We start from the raw sequence: 18,220 nt of genomic DNA, 5'->3' as shown, positions 1-18,220 counted from the left end.
ATAGAAGGCTGTCACTGCATTTCTGCCAAGCCCTGCATCATGTAATTCAATCAAGTCTGGATGCTTTTCAAAGTATGGAAGCGTTAACAATTTATCTTTTAAGCGAAAGGCAAATTTATTTTCGCCCTCCGTTAATGTCCGGCTTTCCCAGCTCACAAGTTCACATAATAGGGCACGTAGTTTTTCGGGTGTATCCCACATAAAAGTATTCATAATTTTTGCTCCTTTTGATAGTTAAGTATTTTATTTTTCAAGCTGATGTATTTTTATTGTTTTTTTCACTATATGAAATTAAATCTGCATAGTGGAATATAAATTTATCGTAAATGCAAAACAACAAATTGTCAATTTGAATTTTTATGAATACTCGTAATTTTCCACACTAATTGAGTGGAACTATGTATATATTTCATGTAGCATCTATTTATATGCATAAAAATTAGTTAAAATAAAATGAAACTATATTCAAAAGCAGGGCTACATGTAAAAAATTGAAGGTACATAAAAATTTGATAATTTGCATGAATTTTAATTTCATAATGATCCTAGTCAAAGCTAACTAGATCTATAAAAACCTTAAGATAGTTCATATGGGGAAATGAAAGGGAGTAATTGTAATGATTCAATCAATCGAAAGAGCTATGTTAGTTATAAATATACTGGCGAAGCATCCGAAGCGTTTTTTTACTGTGCAAGAAATTTTTAATGAAACAGACTTGCCTACTAGCACAATTTACAGATTATTATATACATTAGAAAGTTTTGATTTAGTAGAGAGAAATGAGAATAAAAAAGAATTTCGATTAGGGTATACATGGTTGCAACTTGGCATGAAAATGTATCATGAGACGGATATTAGAGAAAAAGCACATCCTCTATTAGAAAACCTTGCATATAATGTTCGCGAAACAATCTATTTAAGTATTGCGAAACAGTTTGCATCCATTATTATTGATCGAATTGATAGTCCTAAAAATGTCCGTATTATTGATATGATTGGTGAAAAAATCCCGTATCCTATAGGAGCTCCAAATAAAGTATTGCTTGCGTTTTCTAAAAGCGAAGTACAGCAACAATTTTTCCAACAACTTGAGGAGCCTGAGAAAGAAAAATTGATAGAGAGCCTCAATGATGTAAGAGAAAAAGGCATTGCCATAAGCGTTGGAGAAAAAACAAAGGGGACAGTATCCATAGCAGCTCCTATATTTGATTCAAATAAACAAATAATTGCAGCCATTAGTGCAGAGTGCTTTGAATATGATACAGATGCTGAAAAATTAGAAAGTATAACACAGGAAGTCATTAAAACGGCACAGCAACTATCCTTTGAATTAGGGTATATATAAAATTGCTTATTTCGATAAAAAACCATCTAGTGTCAGTAATTAGTAGACATTAGATGGTTAAATTTTGTATGAAAAGTGAGATTACTGTTGCTTGCTACTTATCAACCTTTTATAATAGTGGCTTTTCGAAGGTTTCATATTTAGCCATAGTAGAATGACAGCTACAAATGCCATCATAAAGGATGCACTAATGACAACTGAGCGTATAGTAATCCATTCAGCGAAAACCCCAAAAATAGTAGTAAAAATAATAATAAAAAGGGCTTCAAAAAATCCATAAATACTTCCTATTCTACCCATGCTCTCAGAAGGAATATTATTTTGATAAAATGTATAAAATCCTGTATTCGCAAAGGCGGTAGCAAAGGATAATACAAAGCAACCTAAAGCAGCTATAAGAAAGGAAAAGGAGGATGTAAATATTAAATAGCCCAATGCTGTTACGAGAGACCCCATACCTATTAACCAAGAAGTTGGTATTTTTTCAACAATAACAGAGTTGGTTAGCGAGCCAATTAAAACACCTACCCCTGCGATACTGACTAAAATACCATATTCTCCTTCGGATAAAGCTAATATTTGTGTTGCAAAGGCAGCCTCCAAAGAATCAGTAGCTGTCATCAAGATGATGATAGCACTAAACAACAAATAGACAACCATCACATAGGAATTTTTTAAGCTAAAGCGTATGACCATTTGCCAATCCTGAAGCAATACGCGATAAAGAGATGTTTTTCCTGTACGATTAACAAATTTTTCAAGGGCTTCAATATTTGGCATTTTGAACGTTATACAGGCTGATAGAAATAAAGCAATCGCGTTTAAATATATGGCCATATGGGGTGTTCCGACTGTGAATAAGAAACCTGCGATTGCTGGCCCAGTTAGAAATGCACCAGAGTCAAGTAAGCTGCGTAATGAATTAAAGCGTCTCCTTTGATCGATAGGAATTAACTTAGTGATATAAGTCATAGATGTCGGCTGATACATAGAGCTAGCTGCTGTAATGAGAAAAACAAGGACATACATCCACAAGAGGCTTGTAAAGCAGGGGAGTATGACAATGAGTATAGATTGAATCATATTTAGAATAATCATTAGCTTTTTCTTATTAAAACGATCGATTAGGCTCCCTGACCAAAAATTAGTGAACAAGGAGGAGATCGCTCTTACAATATACAATCCAGAGACAGCCAGAGCAGATTCTGTGAGGTTTAACACAATTAAATTTAAGGCGATAAAATAAACCCATTCGCCAACACTGGAAACACCAATACTACATAATAGGATGGCAGGATAGCGCCAGCTTTCTAAAGCTTTTCTCATATAAATTCCTCCTTAAGCAAAGTGACGATTTGCAAAATAAAAAACCCCACCCCCAAGACGATTAGTCTTAGGGACGAGGTTGTAGAATTTATATACTCACGTGGTGCCACCCTAGTTCACTATTATGTCACCATAATAGCCTTTTCAGTACGGCATAAAGCCTATGCTTATACTGTAACTCTATAACGGGAGTTCCCGTCGCACCATCATTCAAACAAAATCCAATGCGCTACTCCGAGGCTTGTTTCAATAATTCGTTCTTACTCGTTTTCAGCAATCCGAGCTCTCTGGGAAGAACAGCCTTATTTACTCTTCTCTTCAATGTATTTTCGCTAGTGTAACATATGTACATAATTCTGGTAAATAGTACTATAAAAATTTAACTAATTATTTTGTAGAAAGATTTTTAATTGTGTGATAAGCGACTGGCAAAGCTGTATAGATAAAACAGCATTCAAAGGATTTTCAAGTGAATGATTAAGGTCCTCCAAAACAGCAAGCTGAAGGGTAGCAAGTTGGGCTAGCTTCTCCTGTGAATAATGAGGGTCAGCTGTACCAATTGCCAAAAATGCATGCTTGTCTAATAGATTTATCATTGTATGTTGAAGTGAAAGTAATGGGGTGAAAAGTACATAACGAGCAGGGATAGAAGAGGTCTGCTGCATATAATAATCGACAATAGGCATAGTACCTAGAGATTTTCCTAGATAAACGACTTCTCTATAAGACTTTGATTGCAAGCTGTTCTCTACAATCGGGTTGGCAACATGATAGACCATTTTTGATATGGCTTGGGAGTCCTGTTCGAATTGCTGTTGCTCAAATGTATAATTGATTTGGACGACATCATAGCCAAGTTCTAGCATTAATGCTGTAGAATAATAAAGTATAGGTTTATCATAGGTATAGCCCGTGCCAGAGAGCATAAAACATATCTTATCGCTTTTTCTATCAAAAAAGTTGTAGGATATACCATTATACATGGCTTGCTTAGGTTTGATTTTCATGAATATTCCTCCATCATTTCTATATATAGTATATAATTTTACTATAGCAAGGAGGGAGAAATTTATGAAGGCTATTATTATCAATGAATTTGGTACATCTGATGTTTTAACATTTATTGATTGTCCAAAACCGATTATTTCTGAGGGAGAAGTCTTAATACGGACAACCTATACAAGCGTAAATTTCGCAGATCTTAAAAATCGCACAGGTAATAAAGCTAAAGCAAATTTTCCGATGGTTCTTGGTTTAGATGTTGCAGGGGTAATTGAAGAAGTTTTTAATGATAGCAGTGGTTTTCAAAAGGGTGACCAAGTTATCGCCTTCCCGAAAAACGGTGCTTATGCAGAATTTGTTGTAGCAAAGGAACAACTAGTTTTTAAAATTCCTAGTGGTTTACCAATCGAGAAGGTAGCAGCTGTACCGACTGTTTTATTTTTATCCTATATGTTAACACATCAAATAGCAGCAATTGGTCAGCAAGATGCTGTCTTAATTCATGCTGCTTCTGGTGGGGTAGGGACAATGCTTGTCCAAATGGCAAAAAGGCTTGGAGCTAAACAGATTATAGGTACGGTAAGTAATTTAGAAAAAGCCCCAATCGTTTACCAGCTTGGTGCGGATCATGTACTTACATATGATCAATTTAGTACAAATGTCAATGAACTTACAAAGGGTCGGGGTGTTGATATTGTGTACGATTCCATTGCAGGAGCTATCACCGAGGAGAGTTTAAATTGCTTAGCGCCTTATGGCACTCTTGTCCAATTCGGGAATAGTGGAGGCAGAGCAGGAAATATAAAAACAGCAGATTTACACAGTAGCTGCCGTAATATAAAAGGATTTAGCTTAGGTACGACAAGAGCTTTGAAGCCAGAACTGTTACAACAGGTGGCGCAGGATATTTTCTCTTTAGTAAACGAAGACAGTTTTCAGGTGCCAATTGCAAAAGTATTTGCCTTAGAGGAAATGAAAAAGGCTCATGAATTTATGGAAAGTCGTCAGCATCAAGGAAAAATACTTATTAAAATATAAAGCACAAAAAAGATGACACCCATATTTGGAGTGTCATCTTTTGTCGATCAACAATCTAGTTCAGTAAGTTTTTCATAAATACGTCTTTTACGATAAAGCATAATACCAGTTTCGGCTACATCCTGAATCATGCCTTTATTAGCATAGGCTCCAAAAACCATCCCTGCAATAGGGATCATTTGAAACAGCTTTTTCCAGCCTAGCTGATCACGATATGTGTAAAATACTTCCTGCCATCCTTGAAGCTGAGAAATCATGTTATCTGAAGCCTTTTTTGAGCTATTCATAGTAGAAAGCTCCTGTAAGATTGCTTCTTTACCAACAATATCAGCAGAGGTAAATTGTAGACATTTTACAATAAAAATACGTTCCATTTTATCGTTCGGATCATAGCCATGTATAATTGCTATTTCTTGCAAAGTTTTAAGTGCAGTCCCTAAAATCATTGGAATATCAATAGCTAAAGTAAAGATGCCACCAAAGCCAGTAGAGGCTCCTTGTACAGTAGCAAATTTCACACGTTCATTTTGTAATTTATCACTGAGGGAGATCATGTCCTCTAAAGGAATTTGACCAATATCAGATATAGTTATTATATGCTGTGTGGAAGAATGGTCACGAATTTTTTGTATCATGGCTTGTTCATTGATTAAATACTTTCCACCGGACTGAATATAATTGCCTAGTTCATCTACCAATAAGGCAATTTTATTTTGAAGAAAGGCAGGTGTCATTTTATCTAATAATTTAAATGGTATTCTACCTAATTTCTCCCAAAACCATAAATCTTTTTGATCTTTTTCCCACACCTGAATCTCTTGTAAATGCTGCTCTAATAATTCTCGATTCTCCATTATTGTCTTATCCCCTTATGTGTCCATTTAACTTTAAATACGAAAAAAACTATTTAAAGTTTCGCTTTATTTAAATGAGATTTCGACAAACTAATGAATCACATGCTATTGCCAAACGGATGCAAGGAGTGCAATTCCTTCATTTATTTGCTGAAGTGTCAGTCCACCATACCCTATAATGATCAGTTTTTCATTTGTTCCGTTCTGATAGGAGGTAGAGCATGGATAGACTTGAACCCCTACCTCTTGAGCAAGCTGGATCGCTCTACTCTCGGTAAGATGTTGTGGTAGCTTGATGACTATATGAAGTCCAGATTTTTCACCGATTACTTGAAATTCATTTGAAAAATTTGTAGAGATGGCAGTCAATAATACTTGCAGCTTTTTACGATAGATTGTTCGCATTTTTGCCAAATGCTTATCGAATAGACCTTGTGCAAGAAAGTCTGCTAAGACAAGCTGATCTACTTTGGAGACAACCGATTTTTGCTCAGAATGAAAAGTCATAAACGGCACTACTAGAGACTTTGGAAGGATCATATAACTAATGCGTAATGATGGAAGCAATGTTTTCGAAAATGTTCCGAAATAAATGACACGCTGAAGCTGATCCATTTTTGCTAAAGATGGGATTGGTAGCCCCTTATAACGAAATTCAGAATCATAATCATCTTCAATAATAAGACCCGCGTTCGAGTTAGCCCATTGTAACAATGCCACTCTTCTTTCTATGGTCATAATCATGCCTAATGGAAATTGATGTGCAGGTGTTGTGTATAACATGTGAATCGGTGTTGAAGGGAGTGTAACCCCTGAATAGTCCACAGGAATCGCCTCTGTGGATAATCCACATTGCTGTAAAACGGCACGCACTCTTTTAAATCCTGGCTCCTCTAATCCAACGCGTGTCGCAGACCCAAGAAAATGACAAAGAGCCTGAAGCTGACTTTGTGTACCACTATAAATAAATACCTGTGAAGCATCACAACTAACCCCACGAGAACGCCCTACATAGCGGGCAATCTCTGTGCGTAAAGTTGTCTCTCCCTCCCAAGGGCTTGTTGATAAGTTGTAACTATTAAAATGCTTTTTTATAAGCTTGTGCCAAGCAGCATAGGGAAAAGCCTCGTTGTCCACATGTCCATTTGTAAAATCAAATTGTATATTGTTAGGGATATTAATACTTGGAACAGATACATGCTGGGGTACTTGCTGTAGCCAATCAAATTCAAAGGGCGCAATAAAATAACCAGAACGCTCTTTACTATAAATATAGCCTTCTGCAAGTAACTGTTCATAGGCTTCCTTGATGGTGTGTACACTCACATTCAATGTTAGGGCGAGAGCTCGCTTAGAAGGTAGTTGTTCATGAGCAAGTATTTTTTTAGTGATAATAGCATGCTTTATTTCTTCATAGATTTGAATGTATTTCGCTAGATTGCCTGTAAATATAATGGAAAGCTCCACATGATTGCCTCCTCCTCTGGTATGGTTGATTTTTTAGTAATTGGTTATATATATCATATCAATTTTACCGTTAAATAAGTAAAAAGGAGTGAAGTGTAATGGAATTTATAACATTGGAAAACGAAATGGTTAAACTAAAACCTTTAGAATTAAGCGATTTACCAGGAATTTTAGAGACAGGAAGTTATCCAGAAATTTGGTCCCATATGTCCACAACGATAGAAAAAAAGGAGGATGTGAATAAATTTATGGAAAACGCATTAAAGGCAAAAAACGAAAAAACAGAATTTCCATTTGTAATTGTGGATAAACAATCAGGGGACATTATCGGGTCTACACGTTTTATGGATATTGATGACAAGCATCAGCGATTAGAAATTGGCTATACATGGCTAACACCCGCATACTGGCGTACAGCTATTAATACTAATTGTAAGTACTTGCTATTACGATACTCTTTTGAACATCTTCATTTACAACGTGTACAAATAAAAACAGATCATGATAATATCCGTTCTCAAAAGGCCATTGAGCGAATTGGTGCTACAAAAGAGGGAATATTGCGTAACCATATGATTCGCAAGGATGGGACAACTAGGCATACTGTTATGTATAGCATCACAATAGAAGAATGGCCACAGGTCAAAAAGCATTTAGAAAGGATGTTAGTTCAATTAGGATAGTTGTAGGTATAAAAAGGAATTTATATAATCCATAAAACCTTTTTTTCTTATAAAAAGTGTCAAAAAATAAAGGGGAGGGTAGAGTAGAGTACCGAAAAATTGAAAGAGGGTAATCTACTTGAAACCTAAATACACGTTAAGACAAATTTATGGTGATAATGCTGTGTATACACCAAGAACACCGTATAGTGATAATCCGTGGATGATGGATGATCCTCATAAGCTAGATGCTTTAACCTCAAGAGAAGTTGCTATTGCCGATATCCCCGTGCTAGTACATCGAGCAACACAAACAGAAAAGGCGCAAGAGCTTCATCAATTAGCAGGATTACCATGGGTAGAACAGCCTTATAGTTATGAGACGCAAGAGGAATATCTGGCACAGATCCAAACTTGGTGTAAGGAAGGGAAGACCATTGTATGTCAATATATACATGACCTGGAGCATATGGATCGTCAATGTTATTGGATGGATGCAGAGAAATTTAATGAGTTGAATACAAAAGCTTATATTGATCATTTAATTGATAGCAAATATGTACCAAGTCGTCTAAATGTGGAAACGTATAGACTTTCAGATGCCATTAAAAATTGGCAGCCCCCTGTAGTATTAAAGCCTGGTGATGATTCGCCAACTTCGGGAGGGTATGGCGTTACCATTTGTCATAATAAAGATGAGTTGACGGAGGGTTTACGACAATTTCGCATGACTGGAACTGAAAGTATAATTATTGAGGAGCTTTTACAGACAAAGGACAACTATAGCTGTCAATTTGTTTACTCAGAGGAGCTAGGTATTCAATACTTAGGAGCTTCCCAGCAAATTACGGATGATAAAGGCATTTACGAAGGGAATATCATTGTAGATAAAGTACCCGAAAAAGTAATTGAAGTAGGAAAGCATATTATGGAACGTGGCGTTGAGGAAGGCTTTGTCGGTGTGGCAGGCTTTGATTTGATTGTCACGGAAGCTGGTGATGTTCAAGCAATAGACTTAAATTTCCGCCAAAATGGTTCAACTTCTATGCTGATGTTTCATGATGCTTTAGGAAAGCCCATCAATAAATTTAGCTCCTATTCATCACAAAGCCCACATCAGAATGATCACTTCTATCAAACAATTAAGAAATATATAGAACAGGGTATGCTATTTCCTTTATCTTTCTATGATGGTGATTATTTTGAGGAGCCCGTCCCTTCAAGATTTGTTGGTGTATGGTATGCAGATACGCTAGAAGAAATTGAAAAACGAGAGAAAGAATTATTATCTGAAGAAAAGAATGGTCTTTAATCGACCATTCTTTTTTTATAGAAAATTGCTGCTAAAAACCAAGAAATAAGAGACCAAGCTATAATCGTCACCATAGGAATGATCATATCTGTCATGGAGTACTTTCCTTCTAATGCTTCTGCTAAAAGTAATAATTGAGAGCTTGGTAGCCACTCTGCGATCTTTAGAAAAGGGTAGTTAGATGCTAAAGTCAGTGCAAGTGGACCGAAGGAGAAAATAAAGATAACAGGTAAAACGATAATTGAGCCTTCCATAATAGACTTGGCAAATAGTCCACATATTGTTCCAAGTGCAATATAAAATACAGTAGATAATAATAAGGCTATAGATAAGATAACAAGATTGGCAGGTGTGTACCCAACAAGAAAGATAGAAAGTGCGAGTACAATAACGGTCACGATGAGAACAAATAAACTTTTGCCAATTAGAATATCTCCAAGTGAAGCAGGGGAAAGCATAAGGCTGCGTAATGTATTCTTTTCTTTTTCCTCTGCGATTAAACAGCATTGTATATAAGTTGTTACCATAGAGAACGTTATATTGATGGGTAGGAAATAAGCATTGATAGTAGCTGCTCCTGATTTGTTGTATAAAAATGCCAAAATTAGTGGTAGAAGTATCATTGTTGATACGGCATAGTTACGAGAAAACTCTTTATAATCTTTCACTAATATAGCTTGAATGCGTGTCATTGAAATGTTCATACTAAATCACTCCCTGTTATTTGCATAAAAATATCACCCAATGTTGGCTCATTTGTATTAATTCTTGTCACTTCATTGGAATGCATCCATTGATACAGTTTTTCTGCATCTTGTGCACCATTTTGTATAATTTCTTGCATACCATTTTTGAGTTCAACCGTTATGGAATCAGTACCAAATTCCTTTTTTAAGTCCTTTGGTGCACCTATTGCTCGGATTTTCCCCCTATGAAGGAATGCTACACGGTCACAAAGTATCTCTGCTTCGCTCATATCATGAGTAGTTAAAAATATCGTCGTACCCAAGTCATTTAATCTTCGTAAGCCATTATAAATATGCTGCGTATTCACAGGGTCCAAAGCAGAAGTAGGCTCATCTAAAAATAATAGTTCGGGCTTGTGCATAATGGCACGTGCAAGTGTAACACGTTGAATCATTCCTTTGGAAAGCTGACTGATCTTCTTTTTACGTTCTGCATATAAATTGACAAATTCTAAAGCTTCTTTTACAGCAGAATGAGATAGTTGATATAAATTACTATAAAGTAATAAATTCTCTTCAATAGATAGTCTTGTATACAAGCCACTATTATCTGTTAAAATTCCAAAACGTTTACGATTTTGACTTTGCTTCATTATAGATGCTGGTTGCCCAAATAACAGAACCTTGCCTGCTGATTTATCTGTTTGTGCTGTTAATATTTTAATAGTAGTTGTTTTACCAGAACCACTTGGCCCTAAAAAGCCGAATATTTCCCCCTTTTTAATGGTAAAAGAAACATCTTGTAATGCTGTTTCATTATTAAATGTTTTTTTCAAGTTTTGCACTTCAATCACTGCATTCATGTATAAACCTCCTGTTTGTTGTTGATGTCTACACTATAAACAACAAGTAAAAGGGGTACAGTAAAAATGGGGTGAATGGCAGAAAAAAAAGCATGGGAAGAACATTATTGAAGGTGACAGGAGTCGTTTATTTCCTGGGAAATCTACTAAATTCCGAGTATTTCCTTTAAAGTCGCAAGTTTATTTTTCGACAGTGGAACAACTGTCTTTTCTGTACTGTTGAGTGCTAAGCTATAGCTATTGCGTGTCCAAGTAATAATCTCTCGAACTTTTTGTAGATTAACAATATAAGAACGGTGACTTCTAAAAAAGCCGAATGGTGTCAATTTTTGCTCCAGATCGTTTAGTGATAGAGTACATGGATAGGCTTCACCAGCTACATAAATGGACACTTCTCCTTCAACGCTTTCGATATAATCTATTTCCGGTGGATTAAATAAAATAATTTTATCATTTTTCTTTGTTGGGATTTTATCTAGTCGAATGGGTGCATCTTCAAGAGGCTTTGGAGCTTGCTCAAGGCTACCCTCTTTTACGTCTAAAGTATGTAAGTCTACCCCATCTAATCGATATATAGAGGTACCTGCAACCATTAAATCTTCAAGATTATTGGATAATAAAATAATAATTTTATGCTCTTTTGAGAGAATTTTTAATAATTGTTGGATAGTTTGCTTCGAATATTCATCTATATTTTGAAAGGGTTCTTCTATAATTTGAATAGATGTCGGATGTAGGTACATATTCAATAGCTTTAATCGCTGTTTTTCACTATTAGAAAGCTTACTAATTCTATTGTTTTTTTGTTCAGTAAGCTTAAAAAGCTTCAATATATTCTCTGTTTCATTAGTTGGGCGGTTAAAAAGCTTTAAAATGAATTGGATATACTCGCGAGCTGTTAGTCGCTCATATAATGAACTTTCACGAAAAGAAGTATACGTATCATCTCGTTTCATAAACCATTGCATTAATGTATGTATTTTGGAAACATCTGTATAGATGCCTATAATCATGCCAGGTTGTAGAGAAAGATGAAAGCTTGGATAAATAACATTGCCTGCTTCAATATATGGATCAACCTGAATATCAATATTTTGTTCCACGTTTATTCCTCCTATAGCTTGCTAGCTTGTAAAAAGTATTTGATGTTGTTGAGTGCTTGTGAGTGGCTTATCTGACAGTAGTTTGAGTTAGAGTCATCCATAAAGCCATGTAAGCCTTGATATTGTTTGATCTGAACATTCGGTATGCTTGCAAGTGTATCCTTCAATGATTGAACATCAAAGCTATCCTCATGGCTAGGTAAAACAACCAAAGTTGGGCAAGATGGAATGTTATCAAGATATTGGCGGATTCGGGAGCCATACACACAAATGACACGATGTAGAGGGAGGGTAGTTAATCTCCAGGCTAAAGTTGCTCCTACACTATATCCAATTAATATTACCTCATTGTAATTTTCACATGCCTCCAATAATTTTTGTGAAAGCAACTCAAGAGGAGCATCAAAGCCAACTGTCTGTAAGAAAAAGTCATAGGCTTGTTTTTCCTGCTCATATGGAAAGGAAAGTCCTTCTGGATAAAGTGAAATAAGGGAAACAGCAGTGTCCTCATCGCCGTATACTTGTATTTGTTCTTCAATAAAAGGATTAACTCCATAGATTTCATGTAAGATAAAAATTTTTCTTTTCATTGTGTCCTCTAATACCTTTTTTCCAATAGTGTATCAAAAAGTAAGTAAAACGTATAATCTGCTTTTAGAATGAACAGTGAAAAGCATAATGATGAATATTTTTTTGCACAAATACATAAGATTATTTTTCAGTATTTTTTATACTAATTACATAAATGAAAATGTTAATAAATGGTGACCAAATCTGTTAGTAATATCTCGATTTGGTATAATTTTATTTGATAATGATTATCATTATCGTATAATGGGGTTAAGGAGGATTTTCCAAAGCAATATTTACAATTAGACATTTACGATTGAGCTGTCATGTAGTACGAGTTAGTCCAATTGTTGAGATAGTAATGACCAAATGAAAGGTGTGTTAGGAATTGTTAGAACAAGAATTGTATGATGTAACCATTATTGGTGGGGGGCCAGCCGGTTTATATTCCAGCTTTTATTGTGGTTTACGTGAAATGAAAACCAAGCTAATTGAATCACAACCACAGCTAGGCGGTAAAATTCATGTTTATCCAGAGAAAATGATTTGGGATGTTGGAGGTGTAACGCCTATTTCAGGGGGACAACTAATTAAACAATTAGTTGAGCAAGCCTTAACCTTTAATCCTTCTATTTATACAAATGAAAAAGTGCTGTCCATTGCTAAAAATGAAGATGGAATTTTTGTCATCGCAGCAGAGTCAGGGAATATTCATTACTCCAAAACAGTTATCGTTGCTATTGGTGGTGGCATTCTAAACCCTCAAAAAATTGAAATTGAGGGGGCTGAACGCTTTGAAGTATCTAATTTAAATTACACAATTAAATCCTATGAAAAATTTAAAGATAAAACAGTTATTATTTCTGGTGGTGGTAACACAGCGGTAGACTGGGCATTAGAATTAATGGAGGTAGCATCCAAGGTCTATTTAACTTATCGAAAAGATACATTGTCTGCACATGAGGCTCAAATTACAGAGCTTGCAAATAGTTCGATCGAATGCCATTTCAATTCTGAAATAACTAAGCTGATGGCAGACGATCAAGCAGGAATGATTAAAGCTATTGCTTTAACAAATCATGAAACAGGAACTGTAACAGAAATTCCTATTGATGAAGTGGTTATTAGTCATGGGTATGTGCGTGATAAAGAATTGTTAGATAATAGTCCATTAGCCATTGAGCGCAAAAATGATTATTTTATCGCTGGTACGATTAATAGTGAATCATCGATCCCAGGCCTTTATGCTGCGGGTGATATTTTGAGCCATGATGGTAAAATTCATTTAATTGCAGCAGCCTTTCATGATGCACTTCATGCAGTGAATAGTGCGAAGAAGTATATTCAACCTGATGCTTCTGAGGGAGGTATTGTTTCCTCACATAATGACATTTTCAAACAACGTAATCGTAAGCTATTACAGGAAAGTTTAAAATAATCAATTTTAGGAGCACTAATATATTGTTGGTGTTCCTTTCTTTTTGTCTTGATGTATATATTTTAGAAGAAATACTTCTAATGGACTGTCCATATAAAAAAGTAAACATATCGCTGTTTATGGAGTATATATAAGAAAATTACACAGAGAATATGATTGTCATGGATATCGCGAAACATTTTAATAAAGAACCTATCGATTTGAGAAAAAATGAGTGTTCGTCAAATGCTTATCTCACGGATGTGACTACTCAAAAATCTAAAATATACCTGAGAAACTCTCATTTATCCATTAAAGAGTTTGCTAAAAAAATCTCCAAGACAATTCCGTAAATATATGAATTATCAAATACCTAATGAAAAATAACTTTCATTAGGTGTTTTTCATCTAGAAAGAACATAGCTTTTCCTTTTTTGGACACCCTAAACTAGAAAAAATGACATGGAGTGATGATCATGAAAATAGAAAGGTCGTCCGAGTGGGAAGAGGGCTTTATCGATCGATTAAATCATCTTGAAAAATGGGATAGCTGGACATTGTACAAGATGAACTATGATATTGTGAAAATGAAACTAATTCCTGATTTTACAGGATTGCAGGCTACAAAGTATTTACCTAATTTACAACCTTTGAGACACCAGTTAGAAGCAGCCGAAACAGTTATTGAACGTATGAATGGGAAAGCTATTTTAGCTGATGAGGTGGGGCTAGGTAAAACAATTGAAGCGGGCTTAATCTTAAAGGAATACCTTATTCGAGGGCTTGTGAAGAGAGCATTAATTTTGGCACCTGCTTCTTTAATTAATCAGTGGATTGAAGAGTTAAACATAAAATTTCATATTCCTGCCGTTGCATATAAAAAAAATTGCCCGATAGAGCGCTATGATGTCCTCATTATGAGTATGGATACGGCAAAAAAGAGTCCGCATAGAGAGCGCATTTATGAGCAGGATTATGACATGATAATTATTGATGAGGCACATAAATTAAAAAATAATAAAACACAAATTTACGAGTTTGTACAAGGCTTAAAGAAAAAGTTCTGCTTATTATTAACTGCCACACCTATTCAAAATGATATCTTTGAATTGTATTATTTAATCTCCTTATTAAAGCCTGGACATCTAGGTAACTATGACGCCTTCCAATCGGCTTTTTCTGCTAGCAAGCATGATTTAGAGCATGATGATTATTTAAAAGAGTTGGTTAATCAGGTAATGGTCAGAAATCGTAGGGAAGATACGGGGATTGATTGGACAAATCGTCGTGTTCAAATTGTGCCGATTACATTTACGAACGAAGAAAGAGAAGTTTACGAAATGCTTGGCAACCTTCAAAACACAGGGTCATTTTCATTAATTACGTTGCAAAAAGAAATGTGTAGTAGCAAGGAAGCTACAGCCTTAACATTAACGAATATGCTAGAGGATCATGTGCAACCACACGAAATTGAAGCGATTATTACTAAATTAATGACCTTGGAAGTGAATTCAAAGGCGGAAAAGACATTGGAAATTGTTAAGCAAGCGAATGACAAGGTTATTATTTTTACAGAATATCGTGCTACGCAAATATATTTGCAATGGTACTTACATTCTAATGGCATATCAAGTGTGCTGTTTAATGGGAAATTTAATAAAAGTAAACGAGATTATATGAAGCACCTATTTAAAGAAAGAGCCCAGGTGCTCATCGCTACCGAGGCAGGAGGAGAGGGGATAAACCTTCAATTTTGTCATCATGTAATCAACTATGATTTACCTTGGAATCCAATGAAGCTAGAGCAACGTATTGGCCGTGTCCATCGTTTGGGACAGGAGCATGATGTCCATATTTATAACCTTGCCATTGAACATACAATTGAAGAGAAAATCTTGGAATTGCTTCATACAAAGATTGATGTGTTCGAGAAGGTGGTTGGCGATTTAGATGCTATTTTAACAAACTTTAAAGAATCTGTATAAGGGTAGGGAGGTGCAGCTATGTATCCGCAGCAAGTTCACCACTATTTAAAGGAATTTTTTATGGAGAATGACTGTGCAATTTTAGGAGAAGAGAATCATTATCTAACCGTTCAATTAACGATAGACATAGATAAAAGAATTATGAATAGGCCATTTTATTGGCAATATGTTGAAGCAACAAATAGTGAACCAAACCCAGCGCAAGTAACCTTCATTACAAATCAAACGGCAATGGTTGGTAACCTATTTGGGGAAGCTATTCATTACGGCTCACCACGTTTAAATCAGATATTTTTAGCTACAAGAGAACTAGGAGCCTATGTTCAATTGTTTGAAAAAGTGGATCGTGATATGGGGCAGGTTATTTTAACGCCCTGGTTAGGTGTTAACTTTAAAGTTTCGTATTGCTGTGATCGTACAAAAGAAATGCTTTACTCATTTGGCATTAATTTATTGACTGGCGTCATCAAGGAGGATTTTCATGAAACGATTTGTTCTTGGGACTTTAACATAGAACCTGAAGAAAATGTATTTCATGTGCAATATATTATTAAGCCTGCCAGAGCACTGGAAAGATTGAAAGCTACAATTGAGTCAATTATTGAGCAGGATGATCATTCTTGGGCAATGGAAGCACAAAAACGATGGCAACGTGATCAACGTGTATTAGATTATTTTTATGAGGATATAGAGGAAAAACCAGAGTGTTATGAAATTGAAAGAAAAGCATTGGAGGAGCAATATGAAGCAAAAATTAAAATAGAAGTCATTAATGGGGGATTATTTTATCTCTTTTAAATGAGGAGCTGTCTGACAAAGGGACAGCTCTTTTTTGCTTTAATGATCTTCAACCATGCTTTGAAGCTGAGCCAATTTATTATCCCAAAATAAATGAAAGTATTGGAGCCAATCTTCAATCTCCTTTAAACGCTCACTATGCAGCGTATAGATTTTTTCACGACCTTTTTTTTGAGCAGAGATTAGCTCCGCCTGTTCCAATATTTTTAAATGCTTTACAACAGCCGTTCGACTAATTGTAAAATGCTCAGTAATATTGGAAATAGGTCTGTCGCTTGCTGCAAGGAGCTGTAAAACACTTCTTCTTGTGGGATCAGCGATTGCTTGAAAAACATCATACTTTATGGCTGCTTCAGTCATTAGAATTCAGCAGCCTCTTTTAATTTATGATTAATAATCATTGTCCATCCGTTATCCATATTAGTACGTACGGCTTCAGTAGCAGTGTTTGCTTTAGGAATAATATGTGAAGCTTCCTTCCAGCCACCATGTGTTAAAGTAAATTCAGTAAGCTTGCCTACTTCTTTTAACTCAAAAGTTACGAACCAGCCATCTTGATCCCAAGCAAATCGTAGAAAGTGCGGTGCATCTACACGTTCTACTTTACAGGGTGATGGGCCGAACGGTGATTGAATAGTGAATTCGTACCCTTCGATAGGTTGAAAATCATTTGGCATAAACCAAGAAGCTATTTTGTCAGCTGTTGCGACAGTCTCCCAAACTTTTTCGATAGGGGCATTCAATGTAATTGTTTTGACAATATCCTGTAATTTTTCAGTCATGTTCCAATACTCCTCTTTGATTGATGAATGATACCTCTGTGTAATGATATTCAACGTTATTAAGTCCACAGCCAGAGGAATCTGTATAAAATATAACCGTAAGGTGTTATGAATATATAACACCTTATGGTTATATGTCAACGGAAAAATTTCGTATCTTTCTGTTGGTCTTGGCGTATGTTACAATTACTTTTATAATTTTCTGACAGAAAGGGTGGCGTAATATGGTCAATATATCTGTATTCTTAGTTATGTGCATTTTACTTATTATTTTACCTGGCCCTGATACAGCGATTGCAACAAAAAACACACTGACTGTAAGTAGAAAGGGCGGTTTACAAACAATCATTGGTTCTTGTTGCGGTTTATTAATTCATACTTGTGCGGCTGTTATTGGCCTTTCGGCGATCATTGTGAAATCTGCCTATATATTTGCTGTTTTAAAATATGTTGGTGCGGTTTATTTATGTTATTTAGGAATCAAGACCTTGTGGACACTGCGAACAATTCGAACACAATCTCCAGTTGTACAAGATGAAGCAAGTATAGAACACAAATATTCTCAACAATCCTGCTTTAAACAAGGGTTTCTCACAAATGTGACAAATCCAAAGGTCGCAGTATTTTTCCTAACATTTCTCCCTCAATTTGTAGTTGGAAATAGTGGAACATTTTTTCCTTTTTTAATAATGGGTCTCATTTATACAGCATTAACAATGCTATGGTTTATTTTCTACGTGTACCTTTTAGATCGAATTAGTGCATTTATGAAAAAACCATCAACTAAGGCAGTAATTGAAGGATTAACTGGTGCAATATTAATTGCGTTTGGCATTAAATTAGCATTAGAAAAAGCGCACTAAAAAATACACCACTATAAAGGGTGCTGCACCCCAAAAGTTAGAGTAATAAATCTAATTTTTGGGGTGTTTTTGTATGGCGAAATATAGCCAAGGTTTTAAATTAAAGATCGTTAATGAGTATTTAAAAGGGAATCTGGGCTACCTAT

The 18,220-nt window shown here is 35.5% G+C and carries 18 protein-coding genes, 1 pseudogene and 1 other annotated feature; of the genes and pseudogenes, 8 read left to right on the top strand and 11 right to left on the bottom strand.

The window, feature by feature from the left end; genetic code table 11:
• Positions 1-213: pseudogene (locus JIN86_RS23260) on the bottom strand (amino acid degradation protein); the annotation flags it as partial.
• A gap of 404 nt (positions 214-617) precedes the next feature.
• Between JIN86_RS23260 and JIN86_RS23255 the strand changes: the two are divergent.
• Complete coding sequence (locus JIN86_RS23255) at positions 618-1,346, top strand: IclR family transcriptional regulator (RefSeq protein ID WP_004229876.1); 729 nt, start codon at positions 618-620, stop codon at positions 1,344-1,346.
• 81 nt (positions 1,347-1,427) lie between these two features.
• On the opposite strand, the gene JIN86_RS23250 is transcribed toward JIN86_RS23255, so the two are convergent.
• Together JIN86_RS23250 and JIN86_RS23245 are read right to left on the bottom strand one after the other, a co-directional pair.
• Positions 1,428-2,672 (bottom strand): MFS transporter, encoded by a 1,245-nt coding sequence (locus tag JIN86_RS23250; protein WP_004229874.1) that lies wholly within the window; start codon positions 2,670-2,672, stop codon positions 1,428-1,430.
• Between the two features lie 66 nt (positions 2,673-2,738).
• Positions 2,739-3,003, bottom strand: a binding site (T-box leader).
• Between the two features lie 52 nt (positions 3,004-3,055).
• Positions 3,056-3,679 carry a hypothetical protein gene (locus JIN86_RS23245; protein ID WP_004229871.1) on the bottom strand — a complete coding sequence of 208 codons (624 nt, stop codon included), beginning with the start codon at positions 3,677-3,679 and terminating at the stop codon, positions 3,056-3,058.
• A 64-nt stretch (positions 3,680-3,743) separates the two neighbouring features.
• Between JIN86_RS23245 and JIN86_RS23240 the strand changes: the two genes are divergently transcribed.
• The gene (locus JIN86_RS23240; RefSeq protein WP_202342972.1) at positions 3,744-4,712 is read left to right on the top strand and encodes a quinone oxidoreductase family protein; all 969 of its coding nucleotides are present in this window, start codon (positions 3,744-3,746) and stop codon (positions 4,710-4,712) included.
• A 47-nt stretch (positions 4,713-4,759) separates the two neighbouring features.
• Here JIN86_RS23240 and JIN86_RS23235 read toward each other — a convergent pair whose 3' ends face one another.
• Both JIN86_RS23235 and pdxR read right to left on the bottom strand, forming a co-directional pair.
• Positions 4,760-5,566: an EcsC family protein gene (locus JIN86_RS23235; protein WP_009373716.1), complete on the bottom strand. Its 807-nt coding sequence runs from the start codon at positions 5,564-5,566 to the stop codon at positions 4,760-4,762.
• A 105-nt stretch (positions 5,567-5,671) separates the two neighbouring features.
• Entirely contained in the window at positions 5,672-7,033 is a 1,362-nt protein-coding gene (pdxR, locus tag JIN86_RS23230) for a MocR-like pyridoxine biosynthesis transcription factor PdxR (RefSeq protein WP_202342971.1), read from the bottom strand.
• Between the two features lie 98 nt (positions 7,034-7,131).
• Here pdxR and JIN86_RS23225 point away from each other — a divergent pair, with 98 nt between their 5' ends.
• Together JIN86_RS23225 and ldmS are read left to right on the top strand one after the other, a co-directional pair.
• Entirely contained in the window at positions 7,132-7,716 is a 585-nt protein-coding gene (locus JIN86_RS23225) for a GNAT family N-acetyltransferase (RefSeq protein ID WP_004229859.1), read from the top strand.
• A gap of 118 nt (positions 7,717-7,834) precedes the next feature.
• Positions 7,835-9,007, top strand: a complete 1,173-nt coding sequence (gene ldmS, locus JIN86_RS23220; RefSeq protein ID WP_004229857.1) for an L-aspartate--L-methionine ligase LdmS — start codon at positions 7,835-7,837, stop codon at positions 9,005-9,007.
• Here the strand turns inward: ldmS and JIN86_RS23215 are convergent.
• From JIN86_RS23215 to JIN86_RS23200, 4 genes are all read right to left on the bottom strand, one after another.
• Entirely contained in the window at positions 9,004-9,711 is a 708-nt protein-coding gene (locus JIN86_RS23215) for an ABC transporter permease (protein WP_004229855.1), read from the bottom strand. The two genes, ldmS and JIN86_RS23215, sit on opposite strands and share 4 nt — an antisense overlap.
• Complete coding sequence (locus JIN86_RS23210; RefSeq protein ID WP_004229854.1) at positions 9,708-10,556, bottom strand: ABC transporter ATP-binding protein; 849 nt, start codon at positions 10,554-10,556, stop codon at positions 9,708-9,710. The genes JIN86_RS23215 and JIN86_RS23210 overlap by 4 nt, the downstream gene beginning before the upstream one ends.
• Positions 10,557-10,702: 146 nt before the next feature.
• Positions 10,703-11,659, bottom strand: coding sequence for a LytTR family transcriptional regulator DNA-binding domain-containing protein (locus JIN86_RS24035; RefSeq protein WP_009373724.1), 957 nt, complete (start codon positions 11,657-11,659; stop codon positions 10,703-10,705).
• Between the two features lie 11 nt (positions 11,660-11,670).
• Positions 11,671-12,249 carry a dienelactone hydrolase family protein gene (locus JIN86_RS23200; RefSeq protein WP_004229850.1) on the bottom strand — a complete coding sequence of 193 codons (579 nt, stop codon included), beginning with the start codon at positions 12,247-12,249 and terminating at the stop codon, positions 11,671-11,673.
• 368 nt (positions 12,250-12,617) lie between these two features.
• On the opposite strand from JIN86_RS23200, the gene JIN86_RS23195 reads away from it, so the two are divergent.
• From JIN86_RS23195 to JIN86_RS23185, 3 genes are all read left to right on the top strand, one after another.
• Complete coding sequence (locus JIN86_RS23195; RefSeq protein ID WP_004229848.1) at positions 12,618-13,667, top strand: NAD(P)/FAD-dependent oxidoreductase; 1,050 nt, start codon at positions 12,618-12,620, stop codon at positions 13,665-13,667.
• A gap of 449 nt (positions 13,668-14,116) precedes the next feature.
• Complete coding sequence (locus JIN86_RS23190) at positions 14,117-15,631, top strand: DEAD/DEAH box helicase (RefSeq protein ID WP_036219543.1); 1,515 nt, start codon at positions 14,117-14,119, stop codon at positions 15,629-15,631.
• Positions 15,632-15,649: 18 nt separating this feature from the next.
• Complete coding sequence (locus tag JIN86_RS23185; RefSeq protein ID WP_202342970.1) at positions 15,650-16,429, top strand: YqhG family protein; 780 nt, start codon at positions 15,650-15,652, stop codon at positions 16,427-16,429.
• 39 nt (positions 16,430-16,468) lie between these two features.
• On the opposite strand, the gene JIN86_RS23180 is transcribed toward JIN86_RS23185, so the two are convergent.
• Positions 16,469-16,789, bottom strand: coding sequence for an ArsR/SmtB family transcription factor (locus tag JIN86_RS23180; protein ID WP_004229838.1), 321 nt, complete (start codon positions 16,787-16,789; stop codon positions 16,469-16,471).
• The gene (locus JIN86_RS23175; RefSeq protein WP_004229836.1) at positions 16,789-17,211 is read right to left on the bottom strand and encodes an SRPBCC family protein; all 423 of its coding nucleotides are present in this window, start codon (positions 17,209-17,211) and stop codon (positions 16,789-16,791) included. The genes JIN86_RS23180 and JIN86_RS23175 overlap by 1 nt, the downstream gene beginning before the upstream one ends.
• 224 nt (positions 17,212-17,435) lie before the next feature.
• On the opposite strand from JIN86_RS23175, the gene JIN86_RS23170 reads away from it, so the two are divergent.
• On the top strand, positions 17,436-18,074 hold the full coding sequence (locus tag JIN86_RS23170) for a LysE family translocator (protein WP_202342969.1): 639 nt from the start codon (positions 17,436-17,438) through the stop codon (positions 18,072-18,074).
• Positions 18,075-18,220 lie beyond the last annotated feature (146 nt).

The sequence above is a fragment of the Lysinibacillus sp. HST-98 genome (assembly GCF_016757845.1).
Classification (GTDB): Bacteria; Bacillota; Bacilli; order Bacillales_A; family Planococcaceae; genus Lysinibacillus; species Lysinibacillus capsici.
The sequence above is the reverse complement of the archived record's forward strand: the minus strand, read 5'-3'. Positions and strand labels throughout refer to the sequence as shown.

Coding starts and splice junctions, on each gene's coding strand:
- JIN86_RS23255 (WP_004229876.1), top strand. CDS start 618: ATGATTCAATCAATCGAAAGAGCTATGTTAGTTATAAATATACTGGCG.
- JIN86_RS23250 (WP_004229874.1), bottom strand. CDS start 2,672: ATGAGAAAAGCTTTAGAAAGCTGGCGCTATCCTGCCATCCTATTATGT.
- JIN86_RS23245 (WP_004229871.1), bottom strand. CDS start 3,679: ATGAAAATCAAACCTAAGCAAGCCATGTATAATGGTATATCCTACAAC.
- JIN86_RS23240 (WP_202342972.1), top strand. CDS start 3,744: ATGAAGGCTATTATTATCAATGAATTTGGTACATCTGATGTTTTAACA.
- JIN86_RS23235 (WP_009373716.1), bottom strand. CDS start 5,566: ATGGAGAATCGAGAATTATTAGAGCAGCATTTACAAGAGATTCAGGTG.
- JIN86_RS23225 (WP_004229859.1), top strand. CDS start 7,132: ATGGAATTTATAACATTGGAAAACGAAATGGTTAAACTAAAACCTTTA.
- JIN86_RS23215 (WP_004229855.1), bottom strand. CDS start 9,711: ATGAACATTTCAATGACACGCATTCAAGCTATATTAGTGAAAGATTAT.
- JIN86_RS23210 (WP_004229854.1), bottom strand. CDS start 10,556: ATGAATGCAGTGATTGAAGTGCAAAACTTGAAAAAAACATTTAATAAT.
- JIN86_RS23200 (WP_004229850.1), bottom strand. CDS start 12,249: ATGAAAAGAAAAATTTTTATCTTACATGAAATCTATGGAGTTAATCCT.
- JIN86_RS23190 (WP_036219543.1), top strand. CDS start 14,117: ATGATCATGAAAATAGAAAGGTCGTCCGAGTGGGAAGAGGGCTTTATC.
- JIN86_RS23185 (WP_202342970.1), top strand. CDS start 15,650: ATGTATCCGCAGCAAGTTCACCACTATTTAAAGGAATTTTTTATGGAG.
- JIN86_RS23180 (WP_004229838.1), bottom strand. CDS start 16,789: ATGACTGAAGCAGCCATAAAGTATGATGTTTTTCAAGCAATCGCTGAT.
- JIN86_RS23175 (WP_004229836.1), bottom strand. CDS start 17,211: ATGACTGAAAAATTACAGGATATTGTCAAAACAATTACATTGAATGCC.
- JIN86_RS23170 (WP_202342969.1), top strand. CDS start 17,436: ATGGTCAATATATCTGTATTCTTAGTTATGTGCATTTTACTTATTATT.